General features: G+C 72.1%; 21 protein-coding genes. All 21 read right to left on the reverse strand.

Annotated elements, in window-relative coordinates; all coding sequences use genetic code 11:
* Positions 1–21: 21 nt before the first annotated feature.
* Complete coding sequence (locus ABD295_RS10690) at positions 22–2,844, reverse strand: hypothetical protein (protein WP_344303697.1); 2,823 nt, start codon at positions 2,842–2,844, stop codon at positions 22–24.
* On the reverse strand, positions 2,844–5,057 hold the full coding sequence (locus ABD295_RS10695) for a baseplate J/gp47 family protein (protein ID WP_344303698.1): 2,214 nt from the start codon (positions 5,055–5,057) through the stop codon (positions 2,844–2,846). Before ABD295_RS10695 ends, ABD295_RS10690 begins: the two co-directional genes overlap by 1 nt.
* Positions 5,057–5,503: a GPW/gp25 family protein gene (locus ABD295_RS10700; RefSeq protein WP_344303699.1), complete on the reverse strand. Its 447-nt coding sequence runs from the start codon at positions 5,501–5,503 to the stop codon at positions 5,057–5,059. Before ABD295_RS10700 ends, ABD295_RS10695 begins: the two co-directional genes overlap by 1 nt.
* Positions 5,503–7,044 (reverse strand): hypothetical protein, encoded by a 1,542-nt coding sequence (locus tag ABD295_RS10705; RefSeq protein ID WP_344303700.1) that lies wholly within the window; start codon positions 7,042–7,044, stop codon positions 5,503–5,505. The genes ABD295_RS10700 and ABD295_RS10705 overlap by 1 nt, the downstream gene beginning before the upstream one ends.
* Before the next feature lie 28 nt (positions 7,045–7,072).
* Positions 7,073–7,792 (reverse strand): phage baseplate assembly protein V, encoded by a 720-nt coding sequence (locus ABD295_RS10710; protein ID WP_344303701.1) that lies wholly within the window; start codon positions 7,790–7,792, stop codon positions 7,073–7,075.
* Complete coding sequence (locus ABD295_RS10715) at positions 7,789–8,865, reverse strand: phage late control D family protein (protein WP_344303702.1); 1,077 nt, start codon at positions 8,863–8,865, stop codon at positions 7,789–7,791. Before ABD295_RS10715 ends, ABD295_RS10710 begins: the two co-directional genes overlap by 4 nt.
* Complete coding sequence (locus ABD295_RS10720) at positions 8,865–9,023, reverse strand: hypothetical protein (protein ID WP_344303704.1); 159 nt, start codon at positions 9,021–9,023, stop codon at positions 8,865–8,867. Before ABD295_RS10720 ends, ABD295_RS10715 begins: the two co-directional genes overlap by 1 nt.
* 1 nt (position 9,024) lies before the next feature.
* Positions 9,025–9,744 (reverse strand): CIS tube protein, encoded by a 720-nt coding sequence (locus ABD295_RS10725; RefSeq protein ID WP_344303705.1) that lies wholly within the window; start codon positions 9,742–9,744, stop codon positions 9,025–9,027.
* Positions 9,737–10,204: a phage tail protein gene (locus tag ABD295_RS10730; RefSeq protein WP_344303706.1), complete on the reverse strand. Its 468-nt coding sequence runs from the start codon at positions 10,202–10,204 to the stop codon at positions 9,737–9,739. The genes ABD295_RS10725 and ABD295_RS10730 overlap by 8 nt, the downstream gene beginning before the upstream one ends.
* On the reverse strand, positions 10,204–13,215 hold the full coding sequence (locus tag ABD295_RS10735; protein ID WP_344303707.1) for a hypothetical protein: 3,012 nt from the start codon (positions 13,213–13,215) through the stop codon (positions 10,204–10,206). The genes ABD295_RS10730 and ABD295_RS10735 overlap by 1 nt, the downstream gene beginning before the upstream one ends.
* On the reverse strand, positions 13,212–13,667 hold the full coding sequence (locus ABD295_RS10740; RefSeq protein ID WP_344303708.1) for a phage tail protein: 456 nt from the start codon (positions 13,665–13,667) through the stop codon (positions 13,212–13,214). Before ABD295_RS10740 ends, ABD295_RS10735 begins: the two co-directional genes overlap by 4 nt.
* An 83-nt stretch (positions 13,668–13,750) precedes the next feature.
* A complete protein-coding gene (locus tag ABD295_RS10745) occupies positions 13,751–16,411 on the reverse strand; it encodes a phage tail sheath subtilisin-like domain-containing protein (RefSeq protein WP_344303709.1) in 2,661 nt (886 codons plus the stop codon).
* Positions 16,412–16,424: 13 nt separating this feature from the next.
* Positions 16,425–17,276 (reverse strand): hypothetical protein, encoded by an 852-nt coding sequence (locus tag ABD295_RS10750; RefSeq protein ID WP_344303710.1) that lies wholly within the window; start codon positions 17,274–17,276, stop codon positions 16,425–16,427.
* On the reverse strand, positions 17,273–17,881 hold the full coding sequence (locus ABD295_RS10755; RefSeq protein ID WP_344303712.1) for a Pvc16 family protein: 609 nt from the start codon (positions 17,879–17,881) through the stop codon (positions 17,273–17,275). Before ABD295_RS10755 ends, ABD295_RS10750 begins: the two co-directional genes overlap by 4 nt.
* Positions 17,881–18,090 (reverse strand): hypothetical protein, encoded by a 210-nt coding sequence (locus ABD295_RS10760; protein WP_344303713.1) that lies wholly within the window; start codon positions 18,088–18,090, stop codon positions 17,881–17,883. Before ABD295_RS10760 ends, ABD295_RS10755 begins: the two co-directional genes overlap by 1 nt.
* Before the next feature lie 605 nt (positions 18,091–18,695).
* Positions 18,696–19,529: an AfsR/SARP family transcriptional regulator gene (locus ABD295_RS10765; RefSeq protein ID WP_344303714.1), complete on the reverse strand. Its 834-nt coding sequence runs from the start codon at positions 19,527–19,529 to the stop codon at positions 18,696–18,698.
* Between the two features lie 165 nt (positions 19,530–19,694).
* Positions 19,695–20,393, reverse strand: coding sequence for a thermonuclease family protein (locus ABD295_RS10770; protein ID WP_344303715.1), 699 nt, complete (start codon positions 20,391–20,393; stop codon positions 19,695–19,697).
* Positions 20,394–20,399: 6 nt separating this feature from the next.
* On the reverse strand, positions 20,400–20,678 hold the full coding sequence (locus ABD295_RS10775; RefSeq protein WP_344303716.1) for a hypothetical protein: 279 nt from the start codon (positions 20,676–20,678) through the stop codon (positions 20,400–20,402).
* Positions 20,679–20,946: 268 nt separating this feature from the next.
* Entirely contained in the window at positions 20,947–21,321 is a 375-nt protein-coding gene (locus tag ABD295_RS10780; RefSeq protein ID WP_344303717.1) for a VOC family protein, read from the reverse strand.
* Between the two features lie 219 nt (positions 21,322–21,540).
* On the reverse strand, positions 21,541–24,591 hold the full coding sequence (locus ABD295_RS10785; protein ID WP_344303718.1) for a DUF11 domain-containing protein: 3,051 nt from the start codon (positions 24,589–24,591) through the stop codon (positions 21,541–21,543).
* Between the two features lie 83 nt (positions 24,592–24,674).
* A complete protein-coding gene (locus tag ABD295_RS10790; protein WP_344303720.1) occupies positions 24,675–25,184 on the reverse strand; it encodes a hypothetical protein in 510 nt (169 codons plus the stop codon).
* Positions 25,185–25,815 lie beyond the last annotated feature (631 nt).

Raw genomic sequence — 25,815 nt, forward strand, 5'->3', positions numbered from 1 at the left:
TTCGGTCGTGCAGCTGGTACGTCATGGGGTGCCTCCGCACCCGCACGGTTCGGCGGTGGACCAGGCGCCGGCATAGCCGGCATGGCTCGCCGCGCCGGAGCGGCCACCGGAGGCCGTGCCTCCGCAGCCGTCGTCGTGACCGGCAGGGCCGGCCAGCCCGGCCTGCGCCAGCCGGCTGCGGTTGAGGATCAGGGCCGATCGACGGGCTCCCGCTCCGAGCAGGGTGTCCACGCCCAGGCGTGCCTCGCCGAGCTGGAAGGCGGCCCAGTAGGGACGCACGTCGACGCTGGTGTGCGCGGGCTTCTCGAGCTCGACGACGCGGCGGGCCACGTCGAGCATCCGCAGCTGCTCGCGCTCGGGCGCCTCGGGATCGACGGGCAGCAGCACCAAGAACCGGTGCGCGGCCTCGGCGATCGGCACCACCAGCGTGACCATCGCGGCCCAGTCCTCCAGGGCGGGGCCGAAGAGCGCGAGCCGCTCGGGCGGCTGCACGTCGTCGAAGGTGTCGGGCACGGCGGCGAGCTGGTGGGCTTGGGCCAGCCGGGCCGGCCGCTCGTAGCGCTGCAGCAGGAAGCGCCGCCACAGAGCGGCGTGCTGCGTCGCGTCGAACGCCGGGGACCGCATGCCCAGCTGCCCGGCGAGGAAGCGCGTCCAGTCCGCCCGCTCCCCCGCGTCCGTCGGCGTGGTCGGGGACACCGAGACGTTGCTGGCCCCCCGCAGCCACGCGGGCACGCTGGCGGGTGCGGTGCTGGACCAGTCGGCGCCGTACCTCGCTGTCAGGTCGTCGCGGAACCGCTGGTGCAGCTCGTTGGCGCCGAGCGACGGCGTCCATCGTGCGACCGTGACCGTGTCGTCGACGCCGACGGCACCGAGGTCCTGGGGGTTGCCGGGCAGTCCCGGCTGGACGGACGTGCCCCGACTCAGGAAGCGCTCGGCGATGCGGACCGTGAACGCCGGGGCCGGGCTGCCGTCGAAGGCCGCCTCCGGGCACTCGTCGAGCACCAGCCGCAGCATCGTCACCAGCCCGCCGGGAGTGCCGCGAGTGGCGAAGATCCGGTCGGCGTGCTCGAGGAAGAGGCGGCGTCGGCGTACGTCGAGGTCCGCGTCCAGCACTGAGCCGAACCAAGAGGCGAGCCAGTCGAGGTACGCCGCCGGGGCGGACGTCGCTCCGAAGAGCAGGTCGACGTCGGCGATCCGGGTCTCGAGGTCGGTGAGCAGCCCCTCGGGGTTGGCGAGGTAGCGCTCGAGGAACCGGGTGGGGGCGTCCTCGTCGGCGTACAGCTGCGGCAGGTAGCGGTGCAGGTAGGAGAACCGCGGGAAGACCAGCCGCAGCGCGCTGATCTCCGGAGTCGAGCCGCCCGCGCTCTCGAGCGTGAGCCGCAGCTGGCAGTAGCGACCGTCGCTGCGCTGGACCAGCGTCTCCCACGTGCCGAGGTCCGTGGCGCCGGCCGGGGCGGTCGCGACGTCGAGGGACAGCTCGGTGCCGCCGCGGCGGCGGTAGGGCGCCGGCTCGAGCCGCCACGGCATCCCCGCGAGCGCGGCCAGGTCGTCGGCGGCCCGCGTCTCGACGCGCACCGACGTGCTGGACGGGAGCCGGCCGTCGAGGAGGACCCGGTGCCAGCGGCAGCCCTGCTCGTGCCCGTCGAAGGCGGCGGAGACGAAGCTGCCGAAGCCGCGGTACTCGGAGCGGCCGCGCGCGAGCAGCTGGTGCCAGCGCCGCCGGGTGTCGAACCACACGGACTCGCCGTCGCCGACCAGGCCACGTCCGTGGTGGCGGCGCATCGGATAGTGCTCGGCCAGCGGCGCGAAGTCGTCGTCGACGTCGAAAGTGAACACCTCGTCGCCTCCCGCGTCGCTGACGAAGAGGACCGGCCTGCCCTCGGGCGTGCGCACGACCACGATGTCGTGGCCGCGGACCGCGGGGTCGTTGTCCGGATCGGTGAGCCTGTCCTCGAGCGCCGTGGACAGGTCCAGGGTGCCGACCAGCGTCTCCCCGGCGAAGCGCAGCACCCGGCCTTCCTCGACGTCGAGCACCACGTAGGAGTCCGCGTCGACCGCGGCGATCGCGGTGGCGTTCTCCACCGGCAGCACCCAGGCCCGTGGGCGGGCGGCGGTGAGCGGCTCAGCGTCCTCGGCGGCGGGCGAACCCCCCGTGTCGCACACGGAGAAGACGGACGGCGACGCGGGCACCTCGTCCAGCAGTGCCGGGTCCGCGCGGCGATCGAGGGGCCAGACGCGGGTGGGTTCGTCGCGCCCGGGCTCGGCGTCGAGGACGAGCAGCCCGCCATCGGGTCGCCGGCAACCCTCGACCGGCCTGAAGTCCGGCACCAGGCCCGACCAGTCGCGGGTCACCGGCTCGCCTCCGCCGACCAGGTCCAGCAGCATCAGCCCTGCGGGCGAGGACGCCGTCCCCAGCAGCCCGACGACCAGCCAACGGTCGTCGGTCGCGACGACGGCCCCGAGCCGGGCCGGCTCGTCCTGCGGAGGCACGCAGTCGTGGAAGACGTCCACCGGTTCCCCGGCGTCGGGCGGCCAGAACCGCTCCGCGTCGGAGCCGTCCCGGGTCCGCCACAGGCTCGTGCGGTCGTCGCCCACGTGCCACACGACACCGTCGACATCACGGTCGGCGCCGCGGCGATCCTCGGGCGTCAGCCGGGGCGGGCTCTCGACGCGGTCGAACGGCACGGTCCGCCGCAGGCGCAGCCCGCAGGAGCGGGTCCACTCCAGGTCCGGCTGCGGATCGCCGCTGACCGCGGGCAGCGTGCCGAGCGCGCCCTCGCGGGTGAACCAGTCCTCCTCGGTGAGGAGCACGTGGAACCCGGAGCCGTTGACGTCGGCCGGCATCAGCACTCCTCCGGGATCGCCGGGACGGGCAGCAGCTGCGTCGCGGGAGGTGCGACGTCCGCGCCGGTCGGCGGGTCGCCGGGCTGCACCGCCAGGGACACCAGCCGCGGCAGCTCCAGGCCGGTCATGGGCAGCGCGCCGACCAGCGCGGTGCCGTCGGGCAGCGACAGGCGTACGCCGTTGACCCGCGCCACCCCGTCCACGCGCGCGACGACCGTGAGGATCTCCAGCGGGTCGACCGCCTTGCTCAGCGGCCAGGCATCGACACCGTCGCCAGGGATCCGGTCGATGGGCGAGAGCAGCGTGCGCACCGCCGTCTGCACGCGCTCGCGCACGTCGGGGACGTCGCGCCCGGGCCCCGGGTCGAACCCGATGGCGAGCGCGATGTCGACGTACACCGGGCCGACGACGTGCAGCTCGGTGGTCACCAGCCGCCGCGCGTCGAGGTGCTCGCACACGGAGTCGAGGAACATCTGGTCGGGCCGTGGCGCGTCGGGCTGGGCGGGGTCGAAGCGCGGGACCACCATCACCGTCACCACGCCGGGTGACTCGACCCCGACGAGCTGGGGGTGGAAGAGCGGCAGCACCTCGACCCGTGCGAGGTCCACGCCGGGGGTGCGCCGGGCGATCTCGACGAAGTCCTGACGGGTGACGAGCCGGTCGCGGTGGTGCACGACCTCGCTCATCCGCGCCTCGGCGTCCTCGATGGTCTCGGCGTCCTGCCCGCCCCACGTCGGCACCGGGTTGGCCACCTGGACGCCGGCCGGCAGCCCGAGCACGGTCTTCACCCCGCCCGCGGGCAGCACGCCGGCGGCGCCCTCCGAGCCGGCGTAGTCCGCCCGGATCCGGGCTCCCCTTGGCGGCCGGGCTCCACGCAGCCCGTCACCGAAACGGACGGTGCCGTCGGGCTCGCACGTGAAGACGTACGGCGACCCCGGCGTCGCGACGCCGTCCCGGTCGGGCGTCGTCCCGGCGCCGACAGCGGTCTCGGGCGGGCTGGTGCGCAGGTCCGCGACCCGGCTCCACTCGACCCCGTCCACCCGCACGCGCACCGTGTCGGCCAGCACCGAGCGCTGTCCGAGCCGCGCGACCTGGTCCGACTCGCCGGTGCCGTCGGGCAGCGGCTCGTCGGCGACGCGGGACACCTGCTCGACGTGGGTGGTGTTCACCCCGACCCACGAGAACGTCGCGCCGAGCGCCCCACCCGGACCGGCGCTCGGCCGGGCCCGGGTGAGGCGGAGCCAGGAGACCAGGCGGGCGCGCTCGGCCGGCTCCAGCGGTGGCGGGAAGTCGCCGAAGCCCTCCTCGGTCGCCTCGAGGTCGGGCCAGAGGACCAGGTCGTCCGGCGCGGGCAGCTGCACGTCGATGACGCCGGGCTCGACGAGCACGTCGCCGCGCTCGGTGGTGTCGAGGGGGCGGTACGCCGGGACGCGCGGCTCGGGGTCGGCGGGCAGCGCGCCGGGAACGGGCGCGGAGACGACCAGCCGGGGCTCGGGCTGCGACCGGAGCACGGACGCGGGTGGCAGCACCCGCGTGGCGTCGACGACGTCCGGCACGATCCCGAGCGACAGCACCTTGCCGCCGATCAGGTCGCGGACGGCGTCGACCAGGGCCGGCTTCGGTGCGAGCAGCGCGACCCACAGCGAGCGGTCGACCGTCTCCGCGATGCCCACGGGGCGGTAGCGCGAGGCGCCCGCCGGCACCTCGAGACGGTGGGTGTCGTAGAGCTGGACGTCGTCGGCCTCTGGGTCGAGGTCCTCGTACATCGAGAGGTACGCCGCCCGGCTGGCCGTGTCGAGCTCGGTGGCCGACGGCAGCTTGGCGCACACCAGCGCGCTGACCGGCAGCACGTCGATGGTGCGGGCGGTGCGGAAGGGCAGGTTGCCCGCGCGGACCTCGGTGTCGGCCGGCACCAGGTGCGTGGTCAGCGGACCCTTGGTGGCGTCGAAGGCGACCAGCCCCTCGGCCGGCACGGCTGCGCGCCGGCGCAGGCCGAGCAGGTGGAGGAAGGCCCGGCGGTTGCGCTCGGGCACGAGGTTCGACCGGTAGAGCAGGCTGTCGGTCATGAACGCGAACAGCTGCAGCAACGTGATGCCGGGGTCGGCGTCGTTGTAGTTGCTCCAGTCCGGGTTGTGGACCGGGATCCGGGCCTTCGCCTCCGCGACGAGGGTGTCGTAGTCGAGGTCGTCGATCGACGGCAGCTCGATGGTCATCAGGCCTGGCCTCCTCTCGCGCCGGCGCCGACGGCGACCGAGACGTTGAGCTCGGCGGCCGTCCCGGTGGCCACCAGCCGGTAGTGCAGGTCGATCCGCGCGGCCGCCGGGTCCTCGCGGGCGGCCGTCACCGAGATCGCGTCGACGGCGACCCGCGGCTCCCACCGGGTCACCGCGCGGCGTACCGCGTCCTCGATCTGCCGGTGCGTGGCCGGGATGTTCGGCTCGAAGAGGAAGCGCCGCAGGCCCGCGCCGAACGCCGGCAGCATCAGGCGCTCACCCGGCTCGGTGGCCAGGATCACCCGCAGCGCCGTCGCGATGTTCTCCGGACCGGCGCTCAGCGCGACCCGGCTGGTGGGCGCGAGCGCGACGGGGAAAGCGACGCCACGCCCGTAGGTGGCGGCCTGCTGGTCGAGGCCGACCTGGCCGATCGCCGTCGTGTCCATCAGTCACCTCCCGGCTTCGGGAGGCAGATCTTGAAGAGCGGCATCCAGAAGAACACGATGTTGAGGATCGAGACGACGACCATGAGCAGGATCAGCGCGCAGATCGTGATGATCGGCAGCGACAGCGTGCAGAGCATCCCGAGGTCGAAGCTCTGCTTGCCCCCGATGTCGTCGAGCTTCTTGACCTGCGCGATCTGCGCGCGCAGCTGTTTGGAGACGAGCACGCTCACGTTGCGCGGGAAGGAGCGCAGCCCTCCCTGGGAGGTGTCGATCGGTAGCGAGATCTGGATCGGCCGTCCGGGTGCGTCGGGATCGAAGAACGACGCGAGCCGGAACGCCTTCGTCGGCGGGCTCACCCACTCCGGGCGCGGCAGCCGGCAGTCGGCGCGCTGGTAGACGCACCGGGCGACGTAGAGCAGGCCCTTCACCGGGTCCGGCTCCGCGAGCACGGGACCGGCGGGCACGGGCGGGGCGGGGACCGTGTCGCGGTAGTTCTCGAGCCCGATGAGCAGCCCGACGAGGTTGAGCGTGCGCACCCGACCGAGGTGCCCGGCGAGCGTCGGCGAGGGCGCCCCACGAGCCAGGAGCGTCGCGCGCTCGGCCGCGACGAGCTTGACGACCTCCGCCCACGTCGTGAAGGCCGGCTGCGACCCGGCAGCGGAACCGCCCAGGTGCGTGTCGACGACGGTCGCGACCGAGCCGCCGGCCACGCCGGTGATGAAGTCGACCAGGTCGAGCAGCGCCCACTGGAGCATCTCGATCACGTCGTTGTCCGCGGGCGGGGTCGAGCCGCCGAAGCCGGCGATCTGGCGCACCGCCTCGATCACCGTGCCGTCGAGCAGCGCGCGCCGCGGGTTGGCGACCGGGTCGGTCGCCGAGGCCTCGGCGCGCGCCGCCTTGCTGCGGGCCTCGTACTTCTCCCGCGCGCCTACCGGGACCAGCCCGGTGTGCAGTCGCGACTTCCGCCCGTCAGCGGTGTGCACGGTCGGCGTCAGCGGGAGCAGCTCCTCGCCGGGGGCCAGGGCGAGCCGCGTGGTCACCGGCTGCCAGGAGCCGGCGTTGCCGCTCGGCACCCAGGCGAGCTCGGTGTACGTCGCCGGGTTGGCCGGATCGACGGCAGACGTGCCGGTCTTCTCGACGCGCCGGATGACGAAGCCGACCGACTCCTTCGCCGTCAGCCCGCGGTCGGGGAAGCCGTAGCGACGGCAGCACAGGTGCGCGGCGACGAGGTAGAAGCGCCCGTGCGCCGGCTGGAAGAGCTTGAGATCACCAGTGGCCGGGACGGTCGGCGCCGCCGGGATGGCGAACATGGGCGGCTGCGACGTCGACCAGTGCTCCCGCGCCGCCAGGTGCGACGTGAGCGTCGAGGGCCGTGCGGCCAGGGCCGTCTCGAGCTCGACCATGAAGTCGTCGGTCTTGAAGCCCAACAGGGCAGGCACGTCGGCCGCGCCGGAGCCGGTCTGGGAGCGAGGGCGCCGCCAGACGACCCGCTCTGCGTGCAGGTCGTCGCCGCGGCGGCCGGCCGGGCGCCTGGTGGTCATGGCTGGCGTCATCGTGCTCATCGCGGCCTCACCAGATGTTCCCGGCGCCCGGGGTGTAGGACGTGCCCACGACCGAGTTGGCGATGACGGTGTCGGCCTTCACGACACCGCTGAACGTCGACATCCCCGCATCCACCTTCACCGAGCCGGCCGTGACCTCGACGTTGGACGCCTTGACGGTGACTTTGGCGCTGGCCTGGATCTCGATGCCCGAGCTGGTCATCTCGATCTTGTTGCCGCTGCTGTCCTGCACCCGCACGGTCGTGCCGCCGTCGTCGAGCTCGATGCTGTGCCCGCCGGGGGTGTCGATCGTGAGCATCACCGCGCCGTCGGTGTCGTCCATGACGATGCGGATGCCCGCGCGGGAGTGGATGGAGCGCAAGTTGTTCTGGCCGCTGCCGTCCATCGTCTCGGGCGGCGCGTCGGACCCGTTCCACAGCGACCCGACGACGAAGGGCCGCCTCGGGTCGCCGGCCTCGAAGACGACGGCGACCTCGTCGTCGACCTCGGGCACGAACCACACGCCCCGCGAGGCGCCGGCCATCGGCACCACCAGCCGGCACCACAGCTCGATCGGTGTGCCGTCCGTGTCGGCCGCCCACGGCAGCTTGACCTTCACCCGCCCCTGGCCGTCAGCGTCGACCACGTCGGACACCACGCCGACGTGCACGCCGAACCAGCGCGAGTCGCCGTGCAGGCCGAGCCGACTGGCGGGCCGACTCTCGGGGCGGGTATCGGTGATCGTCATGTCGCCGTCAGCTCCCCCCGCTCGACCTTGGCCAGGGTGCGGTAGCCGCCGACGAGGTCGAAGAGGTGGCGGGCCTCGACCACGTAGTAGACGCCCGAGAACGGTGCTCCCACGCCGGACAGGTCGACCGTGCCGCCCACGGCGATCCGCGCGTCGCCGACCGCCAGGATCTCCCCGGTCACGAACCGGCGCGCCCTCTCGAGCATCTGGCTCTTCGCGAGGGCCCGCGCCTCGTCAGGACCCAGGGGGACCTGGTGGGCGATCGTCTCCACACGTCTGCCGAACGCCCGCTCGAGCACGTCCGGGCCCACCTTGTCGCCGCTGGCCTCTGCCTTGACGACGTCGCCGGTCGCCCGCTCGTCGAGCCGCTCCTTGGTCGAGGGGTCCCAGCCGTGCACCTGCACCTCGGTGCGCTGGGCCGCCAGGTCGGCGAAGAGGCTGGCCTCGAGCAGGTTCTGCTGGTTGCCGAGCACCACGCGCTCGCCGCGGCGGGTGGTCCTGGCCGCGACGTGGAGCGTGTCGTCGCGCACCCAGACCTCGGCGCCGGCCCGCCGCGCGCGGGTTCGCAGGAAGGCCAGGTCGCTCTGGTCGACCTGGGCGATCACGCGGTACGTCGGCCCGGGAAGGTCGATCTCGGCCCGCAGCCGGTGGTCCGAGGCGATCTGCTCGAACGCCGCCGCGTCGGTCATGTCCTCGAAGGAGCGGGTGCGGCGCGTCATCCGCAGGTCCTGCAGCCGGTCCTCGGCGAGCATCGTCAGAGTGGCGCCGTTGCGCCCGCTGAACTCCGCCCGCAGACCGGTGACGTTCCCACTGAACACGAGGGCCGTCCCCTCACCGGCGCCCGTGGAGATCCGCACGTCGACGCCGAAGTCGAGCACGTCCCCGTCGAAGAACAGGTAGTCCGGGTCGCCGTTCCCGGCCCCGACGTTGCGGAACCTCGCCTCGCAGGTCGCCAGGCCCTCGAGCGTCTCGGTGACCACGAGGTCCTCGAGCGAGGCGCCGAGCAGTCCACTCGGCTCGCCCTTCACCTCGATGGTCGGGGTGGCGGCTGTCAGCACCGGAGTCGCCGTCATCAGTCCGCCTCCTTGCGCGCGACCCGCTCGCGCTCGCGGGCCACGATCCGAGCGACGTCGAGCGCGGTCATCGGCGGCGGCGGCGTACCCACGTCCGGGCCGGGGGGTGCCGGCGGCGCGGCGGCCACGACCTCGAGCTCACCGATCACGACGGGCATCTCACGACCTCCCACCGAGCAGGCCGGACACGTTCACGCCCACGCGCGGCGGGGTCAGCAGCGCCCCGACCTGCGGGAGCCGCGGGTTCTCGATGCCGTTGGCGGCGGCGATCGCCTTCCAGTCCGCGTTGGACCCCCCGGCCTTGCCGGCCAGCTGCTGCACCGAGTCGCCCTGGCCCACCGGCGTGCGCGGCGTCTGGCCGACGCCGGCGCCGCCCCCACCGGCGCCGGACTCCTCGATGCGGAACCGGATCTCCTGGGACGCGAAGCTCAGCGAGATCCGCGACCGCAGCGGGCGGCCGTCGTGGCTGAAGAGCTCGAGCGTCTCGTTGAGGGTGGTCAGCACGCCGTCGAAGGTGAACGCGCCCCACTCGAACCGCACGCCCGGGACCTTGAACTTCGCCTCGCCGCCCGACTTCGACGGGGTGATGAAGTAGTAGACGCCCTCGGTCATCGAGCGCAGCTCCACGCCCTCCGCGGTGACGGTCGCGTCGAACCACAGCTCCAGGTCGAGCTTGGTGGAGCTGGAGCCGATGAACTGCATCGAGGCCGAGCCGGCGGCGTCGGTCTTGGCGACGGTGTTGGCCGAGGTCAGCTTGAGCGTCTCGGGGTTGAACTGCACCTTGGCGGTCTTGCCGCCCGAGCGCGGCGTGGCGGCACCGTCGTCGGCGAACTCCACCTCGACGAGCTGGGCCTGGGCGAGCTCGGTCTGGTCAGGCACCGCCCACCCCCTGGGGCTTGCGCAGCCGGATCGTCTCGTAGGCGACCTGCAGCTCCTCGACGGCCAGCTGCCCGGTCGCCGCGTCCATCGCCGGCACCTTGAGCTTGACGGGCAGGCAGCGGTCGAGCACGTACGTCGCCTGCTCGGTGACGCGGTCGGGCGCCATCGACACGACCAGGCAGGTGGCGCGCAGCCGCCGCTCCTCGTCGACGTTGACCCGCTCGAACCAGTCCCAGAGGTCGAAGGAGTCGGTCATCCCCCGCTTGAGGCTGAGGGTGCCGTTGTTCACGATGCCGCCGAGGTGCACGACCCTGCCGTTGTCGCCGCCCACCCTGATCGACTTGTTGGTGACCGACACCTCGAGCCCGTCGCACGCGGAGAACCCCCCCTCGCAGAGCGGGCTGCTCTCGCCGTCGAGCGTGATGAGCACCTTGAAGTTGAAGGCGGTGAAGACCGTCATCACGCGGCTCCCGTCAGCGCGGTCACGTCGGCCAGCCGGAAGCCGTCGTCGCCGGCCTGCACCAAGCGCACGACGATGAACTCCAGCGGGTGCGACGGCGCGAGCTGCAGCTCCACGACGACCCGGCCCGCGTCCGAGACGCGCGGCGGGTTGAGGCCCTCGTCGCAGAGCACGCGGTAGGCCTGCGCCGGCGTCGTCCCCGCGAACGCGCCCAGACGGAACATCAGGCCCAGCGCCGACTCGAACCTCGTCTGCAGCAACCGCCGCAGGTCTGGACCGTTGGGCTCGAAGACGAGCTCACGGCCCTCGCGCAGCGCCAGCCGCTGCACCAGGATGAGCAGCCGGCGGACCGTCACCGGGCGCACCAGCCCGTCGTCGGACAAGGTGTCGACGCCGGTGAGGACGACGCCGCGCTTGGTGAGCACGGGTGCATTGATCTGGGCCGCGCGCAGGCGCAGCGGGTCGGCGTCCGACCGCTCGGTCACGACGCCGAGCACGCCCGTCAGCGGTTGCCCCGCGGCCGCGATCCATGGACCGCGCTCGAGGGAGCCGCGGGCCAGCCGGCCGGCGACGGCGCCGTCGAGGGGCAGCGGCCGCGGTCCGGACGGCGTCGTCGTGAGCACCCAGGGGTGGTGGGCGTGCAACCGGTCCATCAGGTCTGCGGTGCCGGCGACCGTGTCCCCCTCGGCGATGCGACCGAGGTGCAGCTCGACGGCCTCCCCGCCGTACCACCGGGGAAAGGACAGCAGCACCGTCAGGTCCCGCCGGGCAGCAGCCAGCACCGAGAGCGCGCGGTGCACGGTCACCGCAGCGTCGGAGACGCCGCGGTCCGGGTCGAAGGGACCGGGGGCGGCCACCACCCACCGGCCGACGGGCAGAGCGGCGAGGGCGACGGTGACCGACCAGGTGCCGAGCGGCGACGTCGAGCGGACGCGCGCGTAGGTGACGCCGGTCGCCGGGCGGCTGAGCGTCGCGTGCGCGATGGTCGTGGGCGCCGACGAGACGTCGCGGGCGAAGAGCGGGTGCGGGCTGGTCTGCAGCTCGTAGGGCGCTCCGGCACCGGCGGTCCAGCTGAGCGTCGCTCCCGCGAGGGTGGGCGTCGGCGCGACGAGCAGCTCCGCCTCGCAAGCTTCGAAGGGTCCGCGTTCCTCGGCGACCTGCACGGTGTTGGACCACGGCGAGGTGACGCCGCGCCGCAGCGCACGGATGCGGAAGAACGCCGCCCCGCAGTCGCCACGGACGACGGGCGTGTGCCAGAGGTCGCCGCCGAGCGTCGTGGCCGCCACGCCGCCCGTGAAGTCCGGCACCGGGCTGCGCTCCAGCACGAATTCGTCGGCGGGCGCGTCGGGGTCGAGGTCGGCGAACGGGTCGACCCAGTCGAGGTGGTCGGCCGCCACCGCGTGCGCCAGGTCCGGGCCGAGCACGACCGGCGACGCCTCGGGCGAGGAGAGCAGCCACTCGCCCTGGCCGGCGTCGGGCGCCGCCACGACGGCGACCTCCTCGAGCGGCAGCAGCGCGTGGACGCCGCGCAACGGCTCACCCTCGACGAAGAACCGCCGGCGGGCCTCCACGACCAGGCTCTCCGCGCCGAGCTCGGCCAGGTCGGGGTCGACGAAGGCCGAGGGGTCGCGGCTGGCGACCCCGTTGCGGGCGTGCACGTCTCCCGGGCCCGGGACCGCAGGTCCCGGGGCGCTGACGCCGTACGCCGTCCCGAGCCCGAGCGGCAGGTAGCGCCCGCCTGGCGTGCCGGTCCCAGCGAGGCCGAAGCGCGGGTGCGCGGCGAGGCCGTCGAGCGGGCCGTCCGTGCCGGCTGCGCCAGGTGCGCCGACCGGGCTGCCGGTCGCGAGGATGCGGTACGCGCGGCCGAAGTGCTCCTCGTCGGAGGGCAGCCGGCCGAACCACCGCTGGTGGTCGCTGTCCAGGGCCAGCCCCTCGACGGTGGCCGTCAGCGCGTCGCCCTGGCGGGTGGCCAACCCGAGCTCGACGACCGCCGCGCGGTCGAGGTCGACCGCGCCTGCGCGCGCCGCTGTCGTGGGGATCATCCGCCAGGCGGGCCAGCCGCCCACGACGGAGCTGGTGCCGACTCCCGGCTCGCCGACGGCCGCCGACCCGATGGTGACGACCATCGGGCTGGCGACGACGTCGGACACGACGACCGCGTCGCCGGTCGTCGGTGCGCGGTCGGGGGTGAGCCGGACCACCAGCCGGACCGTCCCGTCCGCGTCGGCGGCGTACGACTCGACGACGATCGCCTCGTCGCGCCCCGGACCGACGACACGGCCGGGGAAGGGGCCGGTCGCCGTCGCGTCCCGCACCGGGTCGAGCCAGGTCTCGTCGGCAGCCCGCCAGCCCAGGAGCCGGCGGCCGGCGGCATCCGCCAGGACGGTCCGCACCGGCACCCAGAGCGTGCGTCCCGTCTCGAGGACGACCTCGAGCAGCTCGCCTGGCTCGACGCTCGCGGACCCGGGCACGGCCAGCCCGCCGTCGACCCAGCCGCCCACGGCGAGCGAGCCGGGCAGGGCCGCGAGCGGCCGCCGGCGTACGCACGCCACGACGGCGTGGTCGTCGCAGAAGGCGCCCGGCGACCTCGCCTGCAGCGTGGCCGGACGCAGCCTGGTGGGGTCCTCGGGCGGGCCCGCCTCGACGAGGCCCGGCACGACGAAGCCCGTCGTGCTCGCACCGATCCCGACGCGGACCACCCAGCACGAGTGCCCGCCGTTGTCGAAGAACGCCTGCACCGTCGGGCCGAGGAGACCGGTGACGCGGTCGTCGCCATCGGTTCCGTCGGCGAGCACGACGTCGCCGCCGAAGATCTCGCGGAACCGCACCACGTCCTGCACCAGGACGGGCGTGTCGAGCGGGCCGGCCTCGGCGTACCCGACGAAGCCGGTGACGTCGAGCCGCGGCAGCACGCCGGACCGGACGGCCGGGGCGGTCTCGAACCGCACCCCCGGCAACGCCCGTGGTCCCGCCCCTGCCACCTGCTCGAGGGCCATCGGCTGCAGGGTCACGCCTGCTCGATCCTCTCGCAGGACAGGACCAGCTCCTCGACGGCGACGTCGCCGCCGACGCCCGAGAGGGTCGGGCCGGTGTACTTCAACGGGCGAGCATTGGAGAGCTTCCACGCCTGCGCCTGCGTGGTCCGGTCCTCTCCCATCAGCGTCACCGTGACGGTCTTGAGCTGGTCGGCCTCGCCCTCCTGCACCGCCTTGATCCACTCGAAGAGCGCGAGGTTGCCGATGACGCCGCGCTTGAGCGTCACGTCGGGGACCTTGGTCAGGCCCATGATCTTGATCGGGTTGTTGAAGGCGTAGTTGCCGTTGCGGTACTCCGCCGCGGCGATCTCCACCCCGAGCCCGCTCACCTCCTGGAAGCCGCCCGCGTCCTGCTGGGCGTCGTTGACGTCGGTGATGTCGACGAGGAAGTTGAAGTTGCGGTAGGGGCGCTCGCGCTCACTGACCATGTCGGTTGCTCCTGCTCTCTAGTGCGGTGTCGGGCCGGCTCAGTGGGCGGCTCAGGGGCCGGCTCAGTGGCCAGGTCAGGGGGTCAGCTCTGGACGTCGAGCGTCTTCTGGCCGATGCGGAAGATCACGAACTCGGCCGGGCGCAGGGGCGCCACCCCGATGAGACAGACGAGACGACCGTTGTCGAGGTCGTTCTGCGTCATGGTCGAGCGGTCGCAGCGCACGAAGAACGACTCCTCCGGGGTCGACCCGAGGAGGTGCCCGCTCGCGAACTCGTTCATCAGGAAGTCCTCGACGGTGCGGCGCACGTTGTCCCACAGCAGCTCACCGTTGGGCTCGAAGACCGCCCACTGCGTGCCCCTGTCGATGCTCGCCTCGAGGAAGGCGAAGTAGCGCCGCAGGTTGACGTACTTCCACTCCGGGTCCGACGTCATCGTGCGCGCACCCCAGACCCGGCGACCGCGCTGGTCGAGGTGCCGCAGACAGTTGACCGCGAGCGGGTTGAGCAGCTCCTGCTGGGCGGTGTTGACGTGCGTCTCGAAGCCCAGCGACAGTGCGATCGTCTCGTTGGCGGGCGCCTTGTGGACGCCGCGCTCGCGGTCGTTGCGGGCGTAGATGCCGGCGACGAACCCGCTGGGTGGGAGGCTCACCGGACCGCGGGTGACGGCGTCGTACGCCGTGATCCAGGGGTAGTAGAGCGCCGCGTGCTTGGAGTCGAACTCGCCCCGGAAGTCGCGCACCTCCCCCGGCAGCTGCTGGGGCGGCGAGTCGATCACCGCGATGCGGTAGCGCATGTTCTCGCAGTGCCGGATCACCCGGCCGACACGGTCGATGACCGAGAGCCGGTCGGCAGCGAAGTCCTGCGTCGAGCCGGGGGCGCAGACGATCGAGACGTCCGGGAGGTCGCTGAGCGCGAAGAGGCCGGACTTCCGGAGCCCGTCGTCACCGGTGTAGCCGTCGCCGTCGGGCCAGTCGCCGTCGGACCCCCCGACGAGGCGGGCCCGGATCGGCCGGCTGGCGCCCTGGCTGCTGAGCGAGCTGCTGGTCCGTGCCACCGTCACCTCGGCCGTCCCGGGCGCGGCCTCGAGCCTCGACTCGTCGGCGGTCAGCGGGCCCGGTGTCACCGGGGCTTCGAGCTCGACCTCGAACTCGCCGTTCACCGCCACCGGCGGCGCGGCGAGGCCGAACGCCGTCTCGAGCCCGGCGGCGATCGCCGCCTCGTCGGTGGAGTCGATGTCGGCCGTGGTGTCCGCGGGGCCGGTGAAGGTGAAGTCGCCGCCGGCTGCCTCGACGGTCACGAAGGTCACCGGCGCGGCGGCGGCGACGGTCACCGTCGACGGCGACGCACTCAGCGGCACCCCGTGGCCGCCGGGGATCGTGATCGCGAAGGTGAGCGGTCCGGCGGTCGAGCGCTCGACGCGCGCCCGCGTGCCGTCGGGGAGGATCTCCTCCAGCGCGTCGTCGACGGCGTCGGCCGAGGCGTTCGACCGGAGCAGCTGGGTGGTCTGGCCGCCGATCGTGATGCGGAAGTCCGCGCCGTTCGGCAGGACGTCCCAGACGGTGGCCTCCTCGATGTGGACGCGCCCGCGGCCCGCCAGGTCGGCCGGGTCGGCGGTGACGACGTCGTTGTTGGGCAGCGCGATCGTCCAGGGACCACCCGCCGGCCCCGTCACGACCGCACCGGGGATGGCCAGCGCGGCGCCGACCTGGGCGCCGGTCGCGTTGAACGCGACGTCGACGGCGGCGCCGCCCCCGACGCTGATCGCGACGGTCCCGCCGACGGCCTCGTCGAGGGTGACGACGTACGCCGCTCCGGTGATGCCTGCGGCCTCCCCGGACTCCAGCACCAGGAGCCGGGCCAGCGCGGCACCGTCCGCGATGTTCTCCGTCGCGACGACCAGCGGCACGAAGAGCTCGGTCGAGCGGCTGGCGTCGGGCGGAGCAGCGAAGACCTGCTGGATCGAGTTGCGGCCCTCGCCGTGCAGGCCGAGCCCGCCGTAGAAGACCGGGTCCATGAACTCGCCCAGCGGCCCCGCCTCGACGTCGACGATGAGCACGCGCACGTCGACGGTGTCGGCGGTCAGCTGCGAGACCAGACCGAAGGTGCGGTTGCCGTCGGCGTCGACGTTGTTGGCGGCCGAGCTGCGCAGGTCGAAGGTCCACTCCTGGGCTGCGTCGTCGAAGACCCGTCGCAGCTGGGCGAACTGGCCGGTGCGCACGACACCGGAGTCGCTGACGGCCGCCAGCAGGACGACCTGGTGCTCGAGCGTGGGTCCGCCGCGCAGCGAGGGCTGGGCGCCGCCGCGGTCGAGGATGTTGGGACCCAGGCGAAGACCGAGCTGCACCTGGAAGTTGCCGGCGCGACCCGGGTGGCGGGCGCGGAGCACGAGCCTCTGGTCGGCGGCGGACGCCGTCGCCGGGATCGTGGTCTGCCCGAAGCCCTCGTCGTCGTCGTCGGCGCTGTGCCGGACGCGGGCGACGTAGCAGCGGCGGCCGCCGTTCTCGAAGAACGCCCGCACGCCGTGTGCCATGTAGTTGTCGACGGCGCCGCCGTTGAGCCGGTCGACACCGGCGTAGATGCGCTCGAAGTCCCCGAAGCTGGTCAGCATCTCGGGGACGCCGTCGATGGGGCCGAAGCGGGTGGGGCCCACGAAGGCCGCCGTGCTGGTGCCGACGCCTTCGATGGTCTTCTGCCGGAAGGAGGTCTCCTCGACGAAGACTCCGGGGGCGAGGTACTCGGGCATGCTGCTCCTCAGATCAGGCTGGTCGCACCAGCAGGTCGGACCGGCCAGGGCTGCGGATCACCAGCACCTGCCCGTACTCGATGTCCACGGCTCGCGAGTCCGTGAACGTGTTGCCGACGTGGTTGGCCGTCGCCACGTCCTGGTCGGCGATGTCGGCGAACGCGGGGACACCGCTGAAGGCGCTCGGCGGCAGCGCCTCGTACCGCACCTCGAGCTCGGCCTCCCAGCTCTGGCTGGTCGGGTCGAGCGGGCCGTCCCCGTCGCTGGGTGCGGCGAACGCCGGTGCGGGGGCCAGCACCAGGGCCCGGCCGTGCGCGTCAGCCTGTCCCCACCAGATGTCGTCGTCGGTCTCGACGCGGACCATGGCGTGCGCCGCGGCCGCGAACTCGCCGTCCACGCCCACGATCGGACGGGTCTCGTCGCGCAGGTCGACGCGGACGCCCACGAACCCCGGAGGCACGAAGCGGGTCGACGCGGAGAAGACGAAGAAGCCCGGCAGTCCGGGCGGCTGCACACCGGCCACCGGGGCGGCGACGGTCAGCCCCATGGGCACAAACCGACCACGCGTGTCGACGACCGAGACGTCGTACGCCGTCTCGTCGTCGAAGTCCGCCATCGGCCCCTGCTCGGCCGCCCTCGTGGTCGGCAGCGACAGGAAGCCGTGCACGCCGCTGCTCGACGGACGGGCCGTGGTGACCTGGCCGCCGGCGGAAGGGCGTGCGCGCACGACGAGGCCGTCGCGGACGGGCTGGTCGAGGGCGAAGTCCCAGAAGCGCAGGCCGAGCGGGGCGCTGGTGACGACCTCCTCGACGACGTCGACCTGGGCGCGGTCGGTCAGGACCGGGTCGGGGCGCACGGTCGTCACGAGCCCACCGCCTCCAGGTGCCCGAACCTTGCCAGCCGCTCCTGCACGGCCGCGGCCTCGGTGACGCTGAGCGTCGACTCGAGCAGCAGGTTGGGGAGCACGTAGGGCAGCAGGACCACGTCGAACTTGGCCGCCCCCAGGACCTCCCAGAGGTGCAGGAGCTCTTCGTGGCTGACGTCGTCGACCGTCAGCTCGACGGTCTCGTCGTTGCGGAAGACGGGCTCGTCGCCGGCCTCGCGGTTGAGCAGCCCGGGCGGCAGCACGGGGTGGTCCTCGAGCTTGCGCATGATCCAGCCGGTGAGCGCGAGCTTGGTGCCGGCGTCGGCGGCGCTGACGACGACGAGGAGGTGCACGTCGACGGGCAGCTTGGGCAGGTCCCGCCGTCCTCCCGGGTCGACGCGGCCGCTCGGGTGGCGGCGTACGCCGTCGACCTCGATGCGGTAGACGAAGATCCCCGCTCCGCTCGGCAGCCCGTCCGCGAAGTCGCTGCCGTCGATGACCACGAACTCCAGCTCGTCGCCCGAGAAGTCGTCGGGCACGAAGGTGTCGTCCAGCAGCGACGCGATCGCCGAGCTGGCTGCCTCGATCGCGCGGTACGTCGCCATCAGGCGTCTCCCCCGTCGGCGCCGGTCGGCCTGAGCCCGGCCTCGGTGAACAGCCGGTCGAGGACCTCGTGGATCTCGTCGACTGACCGGGGCGCGGGCTTCACCGACTCGTAGGCGTGGTGGCGTTCCACCTCGACCTTCGCCCGGAGCTCCGGCGAGAGCCCGTCCAGCTCTCGTTCCTCGAGCCACGCTTGGACCCGCACCTTCACCTCACGCCTAGTCACGGCACCGTCGCGGCACCGCACGCAGCGATCGCCTCGGCCTCACGGGAGAAGGTCTACGCAGCCCCGGTCCCCGCCCGATCACCCCCGATCACGGCCCGATCACCACCGGTGGTCGAAGAGGTCGTCGTGCAACGACCGTCGATCGGTGGTCGAGCAGCGAGCGAAGCGAGCGGAAAGTCGAGACCACCCACCGGTGGTCCAAGAGGTCGTCGGGCAACGACCGTCGATCGGTGGTCGAGCAGCGAGCGAAGCGAGCGGAAAGTCGAGACCACCCACCGATGGTCCAAGAGGTCGTCGGGCAACGACCGTCGATCGGTGGTCGAGCAGCGAGCGAAGCGAGCGGAAAGTCGAGACCACCCACCGATGGTCCAAGAGGTCGTCGGGCAACGACCGTCGATCGGTGGCCGAGCAGCGAGCGAGCGAGCGAGCGGAAAGTCGAGACCACCCACCGGTGGTCGAAAAGGAGGTCGTGCAACGACCGTCGATCGGTGGTCGAGCAGCGAGCGAAGCGAGCGGAAAGTCGAGACCACCCACCGGTGATCGAAATGGAGGTCGTGCAACGACCGTCGATCGGTGGTCGAGCAGCAGCCTCAACCGCGAGGCAGCGACGTGAGAGCGCGCTCGATCTGCTCGATGGCGCTCCGGCACGACGCCAGCGCACCCCGCAGCTCCTGCAACGCCACGACCGGGTCCACGACCTCCGGCGCCAGCGGGGCCACCCGCTCCCGCACCGCCGCAGCGAGCAGGCTGGTCTCGACCAGGGGCTCGACCCCGAGGTCCTCCCACAGCACGTGCGCGCACACGTCGTACTGGTGCAGCGCGTCGGCCCGTCGCCCGGCGTCGGCGTACAGCCGCATCAGCCGCCGGTGCACGTCCTCCCGCAGGGGGTCGCGCCGTACCAACAGCTCGGCCCACCCGATCGCGGTTGCCGGGTCCTGGGTCTGCTCGACGAGGCGCTCGAGCAACGACACGACCCGCGACGCCAGCTCCTCCCGGGCCCGCACCACCCACTCGTCGTAGCACCCGACGAGGAGGTCGTGCGCGTCGATCCGCGCCGAGCGCGCCACCGCGTCGTCGCTCGGGTACCCGCCCCGCAGTCCCGCTGCCGCCTCGACCACGTCGATGGAGATCCGCTCGCGGTCCAACGCGATGGTGCCGCCGCGCGAGACCTGCAGCACCTCGTCGCGGCCGGCGTCGAACAGGCTGCGCGCACGCCAGACCGCGGTGTTGAGCCGCTTGCTCCCCACTTGCGCCGGCTGCCCGGGCCACAGCGCCTCGACCACCAGCTCGCGGTGGTGGTGGGTCGCGGGTTCGAGGCTCAGGTAGCCCAGAAGCGGTTGCAGGCTGGCCGGCACCGCCACGGTGCTGGCGTCGGCGCGCTGGACGGTCGGTCGTCCGAAGAGTCGAAGCCGCAGTGCGGCCATCCGCGCTCACCTCCCCTGAGCACAGCGGATCTGCTGTCGCCCCAACCAACGGGGCCCGAGGAGGGTCCGAGCTGGGGGGTCTTCAGCACGCTAGTACTGGCTCCGGAGCCGCTCTACCCGGCCTAGACCATCCTGCTCGTGCCCAGGAGGAGATCCACTCGTCGTTCAGCACTCCCCCCAGAGCCCGCGATCGAGCTTCTTCGCGACCTTCTGGGCGCGGCGATAGCTCGCGGTCCGCTGGAAGGGGGTGTGGTCGTAGACATAGACCTTCGCGTGACCACGCACGACGAGCTTGCGGTTGACGTCGAGCCGGCCCTTGGCGACGTACCGGAGCAGGCGGCCATAGCGGTCCTTGAGGTCCTGGCTCGGGTCGGAGCGCAGCCGCACCTTGGTGCCGGACGGCAGCATTCGCTCGGCGGCGTACGACGCCTCGGGGCCGTGGCACTGGGTGCCGCCGTAGACCTCGGGGGTGTCGATGCCGAGCAGCCGCACGTAGACGCGCGGCCCGGAGCGCAGCCGCACCTTGAGGGTGTCGCCGTCCACGACGCGGATCACCTTCGCCCGCTCCCGCTTCACCTCCGGGATGGGCGGCGAGAAGGGTACCGGCGCCGGGCCGCCACCGCCGCTCGACGAGCAGGGGCACGGGTTGCTCTCGCAGGCGATGCCGTCACCGTCCGCATCGAGCCGGTGCGGGTCCGCCGACGGGTTGTTGTCGAGGAAGAACGTCTGCGCCGCTGCCTGCGTCGGGAAGTCGGCACAGTCCTTGTCGGCGGACCCGGCCCGCCCCATGGCCGCCTCTGGCGCCGCCAGCACTCCGAACCCCAGGAGGACGGCGGTGAGCATCGCCACGACGCGACGGGCCACGGCAGGTCAGGCCTTCTCGCAGGCGATGCGGTCGTTGTCGCGGTCGAGGTCGGGGTTGTGCTTCTCCGCCAGCCAGTAGATGTCGTTGTTGCGCTTGAAGGTCGTCACCTTGGTACCGCTGGTCTTGTCGACGGCCTTCCGGGTGCCGACGCCGTGCGGGTACTTCTCGTTGAACTTCGTGCAGTTGTCGTGGATCCCGGTCTCGTGCGCAGCGGAGGCGGCGGTGGCGGCAGTCACGATGAGAGTGGCGGTGGTCAGGGCGGTGGCGAGTGCGCGGCGGTGCATGGGATGGGTCTCCCGGGTGGCGTAGGCAGGCAATGAACGGGCAATGTGCAGGGAATCCTAGACACGCCCAACGGCCCGTTGTCTCGCGAAACAGCCACCTGCGAAGCCGGAAATGGCCGATCGGCCATTTCCCGGGGCGACGTCTTCACCAGCACGCGAGCGTGTTGTTAACGTCGCCCGGTCCTACCTACGCCAACCCTGGACGCGCAGGCCAGCGGGCAGGACGTGGGCCGCCCCGGGAGCTGCATCCGGGGCGGCCCACCGCTCGTCAGAGGGCCTTCCGGCGCTGCTCGACCAGACCGACCAGGTTGCCCTCGGAGTCCTTGACGAAGGCCTGCCACTCGTCGGTCCCGGCAGGGCCGAGCGTGTCGTCGTCGTGGCTGAAGATGACGTGCGGCTCGGAGACGACCTCGTTGCCGTCCGCGCGCAGCCGCTCGATGGTGGCGTCGATGTCGGTGACCTCCAGGTAGAGGTACGCCGCCGTCGCGCCCCGGTCCAGCAACAGCCGCGTGCCGCCCAGGTCGAAGAAGACCAGGCCCGGCGGGTCGTACGTCGCCAGCGGCTCCGCACCGAGCAGCGCGGCGTACCACGCGCTCGCCCGCGCGAGGTCCTCCGCCCGCTGCGCTACCTGCACAAATCGCATGTCCTGCTCCTCAGGTGGCCGACTCCGGCAACCGAAGGCTAGTCCGCCGCCACCGTGAACCCCGACCACGACGGTCTCTCCGGCAGGCACTGACGCGCCGACGCGGGGTGAGGCATGGGGCCTCACCCCGCGTCGGGGTGATGGGCCGGCCGGCGCCGAGCCGCCAGCCAGCCCACCTGCCATCTCCCCCTGACTACTTCATCGGGCTACTTCATCGGGCTACTTCTTCCCGGTGCTGCCCTGGATCACGTTGGTCACCGTGTCGGAGTTGTTGTCCGGGACCGGATCGGGGGTGGAGCTGGTGACGCTCGCCGTGTTCTGGATCGCGCCGACGGAGCCCTTGATCTGGACCTGGATCTCGTAGGTGACCGCCGTCCCGCTCGGGAGCCTTGACGTCCTGCACGTGACCTTGTGGTTGCTGGCCTGGTAGGTGCAGCTCGGCGTCAGGAACTGGACGATCATCTTCTTCGACGTGAGCGGCAAGGAGTCGGACACCACCACGTCAAGGGCGTCGGACGGACCGCCCGCTCCCGAGGTGGGGGTGTCGTCAGGTGCCATGCCGGCCTTGTTGTAGACGGTGATGCGGTAGATCAGCGCGCCCGAGGGGTTGCCTGCGGGCTTGACGCCGGTCTTCTCGATCCACAGCTCCGCCTCGGTGCGCACGAGGGTGTCCGTGCTGACCTCGGCGCCGTCCGGGTCGGTCGGCGAGGTCGCCTTGGCGACGTTCGTCAGCACCGTGCCCGACGCCACGTTGGAGTTGACCTTGACCGTGATGAAGATCTTCACGTTCGTCCCCGGATCGAGGTCTCCGACGTCGCAGCTGACCACTCCTGGTCCACTGACCGCGCAGGCCGTGGAGCCCGTGCCGCCGACCGCGCTGACCAGGGTCGTCCCTGGCGGCAGCGTGTCGACGACGACGACGTCCAGAGCCGTCGAGGGTCCGCCGTTGCTGACCTGGAGGGCGTAGAAGAGCTGCTCGCCGGCGGCCACCGGGTCAGGGCTGTCCGTCTTGGTGATCGCCAGCCCGGCCGTGGCGCTGATGGCCGTCGTGAAGGTCACCCGGTTGTTGCTGGTGTCCGGGTCGAGCACGGCGCTCTCCACCTCGGCGGCGTTCTCCAGCTGCCCGGTGGCGTTGGGCTTGACCTTGACGGTGATGTCCAGCTTGCGCACCGGATCACTCGGCTTGACCGTCCCCACGTTCCAGGTGATGACGTTGCCGACCACCGTGACGCTCCCGACGTCCGGAGTCGACGACACGTACGTCACTCCCGACGGGAGGTTGTCGGTGACCTTGACCCCGGTGGCTGTCGACGGTCCCGCGTTGTCGACCCCGATCGTGTAGTTGAGCTGGGTGCCGGCCGTGGCGTTCAGGTCGCCCGTCTTGGTGATGGACAGGTCTGCCGACGCGACGACCTGGACACCGTCGGCGGCCTGGTTGTTGCTCGTGTCGGGGTCTGTCGTGGCACTGGTCACCGTGACGACGTCGTTGATGTCCTGCGCCTCGGTCGCCGACAGCTTCACCGTGATCGTGACCGACTGCCCGGCATTCAGGGTGCCGAGGTTGCAGGCGACGGTGCCTTTCTCGACCTGCGGATTCGGCGTGACGGTGCACGTGTTGGGCGTGACGGTGCCGAAGGTGAAGGTCCCGTTGCTCACGTGCTCGTCGACGACCCGGACGTTCTCGGCCGCCGCCGGACCCTGGTTGGTCACGATGATGGTGCAGGTGCCGACCTCGCCCGCAGCCATGGGAACGTCGGGCTTGCACTCCTTGAACACCTTGAGGTCGGCCCTGGCTGCGGTGTCGACGACACAGTCGGCGAACGTCAGCTTGCTCATCCGGGTGCCCCAGACGCCGCTGTCGCCCTCTCCGGCGTCGACGCCGATGTCACCGGTCCCGCCGACGGCGACGTACTCCTGGAAGGTCCAGAACGAGCACGGGTCGACCGGGTCGAGCACGGTGGCGCTGTAGTCGCCCCACCGGTTCCGGTTGCGCGACTGCTGGTGGTAGTAGCCGTCACCGGTGGCGAGGATCGCCGGCGGCTGGAGCGTGGTCACCCCGGCGACCGTCTCGCCGACGGAGACGCAGACGCTCGCGGCGAGCGTCGGACCCGAGCACGTGTAGCCGATGACCACGTCACCGTGCGGGTTGACCGAGATCGACGGCTCGTGGAAGTCACGGGTGGTGTCGTCGATCAGCCCGGTCTGGATCACGGTGTTGGTGGTCTCGTTGATCTCGTACCACCGCAGCGCGGCGTTGGCGCCGCTGCCCATCACCGAGTGCACGGCCCACAGGCTGTTGCCGAGCTCGACGACGTTGCCGTTGAAGCGCGGCGCGACGTTCTCGATGTCGTCGGACGTCGCCCCGGTCGAACCGTCGGACGGCTGGCGCGCGAGGTTGGGCGGTGCGGCGTGGCCCGGGTCCCCGGTGATCGCCACGTCCGTGCCCAGCGTCGCGTTGTTGCCTCCTGCGCCCAGGATGCTGGTACGCCGGAGGGCGGTGCCCGTCGAGCCGAGCAGCGCGGCCCGCCCGTCGGACAGCCCGAAGTCGACGGCCGGTTGCCAGCTGCCCGACACGGCAGGCAGTCCGGCAGGGGTGGCCTCGAACCTCGTGAAGCGGGTCGCCGACGGCGGCTCCTGCATCAGGTCGGCCTTGGGGATCGAGTAGCACGACTCACCGGCGCCGGCGCCACCCGCGGTGAAGTCCTGGGTGCAGGAGTAGACGCCGTCCGCGTCGAGGCCAAGGGTCTCGTAGTCGTGGAAGTCCTCTGTGCCGTTGACGTCGGCGTCCAGCTGCAAGCCGTCCCAGTCACCCGTGGGGTCGCTGGTGTCGCTGCGCGCGAGGTAGAGGTTGCTCGACTGCTCGTTGACGCCGTCGCCGCCTGCGGGGACGTTGTCGACGTCGTCGTCGATGACAGCCGCGAACCACCGCTGGGTGGCGGTGTCGTAGATGATCCTGGGGTCGAAGACCCGGCCCGCCGTGAAGGCGCCGACTCCTGAGATCCCCGACCAGAAGTTGTTCAGGCTCGTGTTGGAGATCGATGCTCCGGTGGTCTTGTTGAAGATCTCGACGTTGCCGTTGATCATCTCGACGACGTGGTTCGGACCTACTGCCGCCATCGTGTCCGGCGGGATGGAGCCGCTGCCGTTGGCGCCGTTGAGCCTGCTGATCTCGACGTTCAGTCCCAACGTGGCGATGCCGCCCACGTCCAGTGCCGCCGAGGCAGCGGGCAGGTTGCCCATCGGTCCCACGGCCCACAGACCCGAGCCCACCACGGCTAGCGTGATGCCCTGCGTCGCGACTCTTGCTCTGCTCTTGCTTCGTGCGTTCACCCTGTTGCCCTTCCTCCCGTTGATCACACACAACGCTCGAGTGCGCCGTCCGCACCCTGCGTGACTAGGAAGGGGCCACGGCTGACCCCACCGTCGAGCTCGACGACGACCTCGAGCTGGTCCTGCGAGCGAATGCCGGTGTAGGTCGCCTCGACCTTCGACTCCGGCTCCTCGCTGGCCGTGCCGGGTCCCCCGGCATCCAGCGCGTACCACCCGCGCACCTCGAAACGCCCGTCACCGTCGAGGCGCACGGGTCCGGCGGTCTCGCCCGTCGCGCACTCGAACATGGCGACGAGGCCCTCGCTCGTGAAGGTGAAGATGGCCTCGTCCCCGCCCCAGGTGCCTGCCAGCACGGAGCCGTCGGCGGGCTCCGTGGTCTGGGTGGTGGACGTCGAGCCGGTCGCGTCGGAGGTCGACGGGTTCGGTGAGGGCACCCCCGCGTCGCCCTCACCGTCGGAGCACGCGACCGCGAGCATGGCGACCAGGACCACGACGGCACGTCGTCCCCGGAGGGCGCGGGCAGGCACAGTCATGGGACACCTCAGAGCAGGCATGTGCGGCACGTCGCGCCTGAGGGAAGGAGCTGCTCCGACGCCCTCAGCGGGCGGGACTCACGCACACACCCTGATAGAAAGACGAAAGGAGGGGGTGTTCCACGAGGTCTACTCCCGGCTTTCTGGTGGTGGCAATTCTGACTAGACCAGCCTCGGCCCGATCCGCGTCGGTTGTCCTGATAGCGGAGCTCGCGCCCGCGAAGCGGTCCGCGAGCGGCCGACCGCCGTCGGGCACCAGTCCACGATCACCTCGGCTCCAGTCCGGCGCGCCGTCGTACGCCGAAAGCGTGGGATGCGGTGACAAAGGTCCCTGGTGGCCGGCCTGGGCACAGGCGTAGAACTGTCCTTACGAACCCCCCGCCAGGGGTTCGGGACGACTCGGAGGAGACGGTCCACACGGAGGGGAAAGCCCTTCGCGGCGGCAGGGTGACGAGGCCGCTGGGACCAGGCAGAAAGAGTCGCCGATCGGGAGAGTCACCTGTGCCGATCATGGAAGGGCCCTTGCGACTCATACTCACAAGGGCCCTTCGTCTGTTCGGGCACAGCTGATGGCGCGCACGTCCGCCTGCTTCGGGCACCACGGCCCTGTCAACTGCCTCCGCTCGCGCGT

This window comes from Nocardioides bigeumensis (assembly GCF_039531755.1).
Taxonomy (GTDB): domain Bacteria; phylum Actinomycetota; class Actinomycetes; order Propionibacteriales; family Nocardioidaceae; genus Nocardioides; species Nocardioides bigeumensis.

Bases quoted from the DNA above. Each gene is read 5' to 3' on its own strand.
- ABD295_RS10690 (WP_344303697.1), bottom strand. From the start codon at position 2,844: ATGCCGGCCGACGTCAACGGCTCCGGGTTCCACGTGCTCCTCACCGAG.
- ABD295_RS10695 (WP_344303698.1), bottom strand. From the start codon at position 5,057: ATGACCATCGAGCTGCCGTCGATCGACGACCTCGACTACGACACCCTC.
- ABD295_RS10700 (WP_344303699.1), bottom strand. From the start codon at position 5,503: ATGGACACGACGGCGATCGGCCAGGTCGGCCTCGACCAGCAGGCCGCC.
- ABD295_RS10705 (WP_344303700.1), bottom strand. From the start codon at position 7,044: ATGACCACCAGGCGCCCGGCCGGCCGCCGCGGCGACGACCTGCACGCA.
- ABD295_RS10710 (WP_344303701.1), bottom strand. From the start codon at position 7,792: ATGACGATCACCGATACCCGCCCCGAGAGTCGGCCCGCCAGTCGGCTC.
- ABD295_RS10715 (WP_344303702.1), bottom strand. From the start codon at position 8,865: ATGACGGCGACTCCGGTGCTGACAGCCGCCACCCCGACCATCGAGGTG.
- ABD295_RS10720 (WP_344303704.1), bottom strand. From the start codon at position 9,023: ATGCCCGTCGTGATCGGTGAGCTCGAGGTCGTGGCCGCCGCGCCGCCG.
- ABD295_RS10730 (WP_344303706.1), bottom strand. From the start codon at position 10,204: ATGACGGTCTTCACCGCCTTCAACTTCAAGGTGCTCATCACGCTCGAC.
- ABD295_RS10740 (WP_344303708.1), bottom strand. From the start codon at position 13,667: ATGGTCAGTGAGCGCGAGCGCCCCTACCGCAACTTCAACTTCCTCGTC.
- ABD295_RS10745 (WP_344303709.1), bottom strand. From the start codon at position 16,411: ATGCCCGAGTACCTCGCCCCCGGAGTCTTCGTCGAGGAGACCTCCTTC.
- ABD295_RS10755 (WP_344303712.1), bottom strand. From the start codon at position 17,881: ATGGCGACGTACCGCGCGATCGAGGCAGCCAGCTCGGCGATCGCGTCG.
- ABD295_RS10765 (WP_344303714.1), bottom strand. From the start codon at position 19,529: ATGGCCGCACTGCGGCTTCGACTCTTCGGACGACCGACCGTCCAGCGC.
- ABD295_RS10775 (WP_344303716.1), bottom strand. From the start codon at position 20,678: ATGCACCGCCGCGCACTCGCCACCGCCCTGACCACCGCCACTCTCATC.
- ABD295_RS10780 (WP_344303717.1), bottom strand. From the start codon at position 21,321: ATGCGATTTGTGCAGGTAGCGCAGCGGGCGGAGGACCTCGCGCGGGCG.
- ABD295_RS10790 (WP_344303720.1), bottom strand. From the start codon at position 25,184: ATGACTGTGCCTGCCCGCGCCCTCCGGGGACGACGTGCCGTCGTGGTC.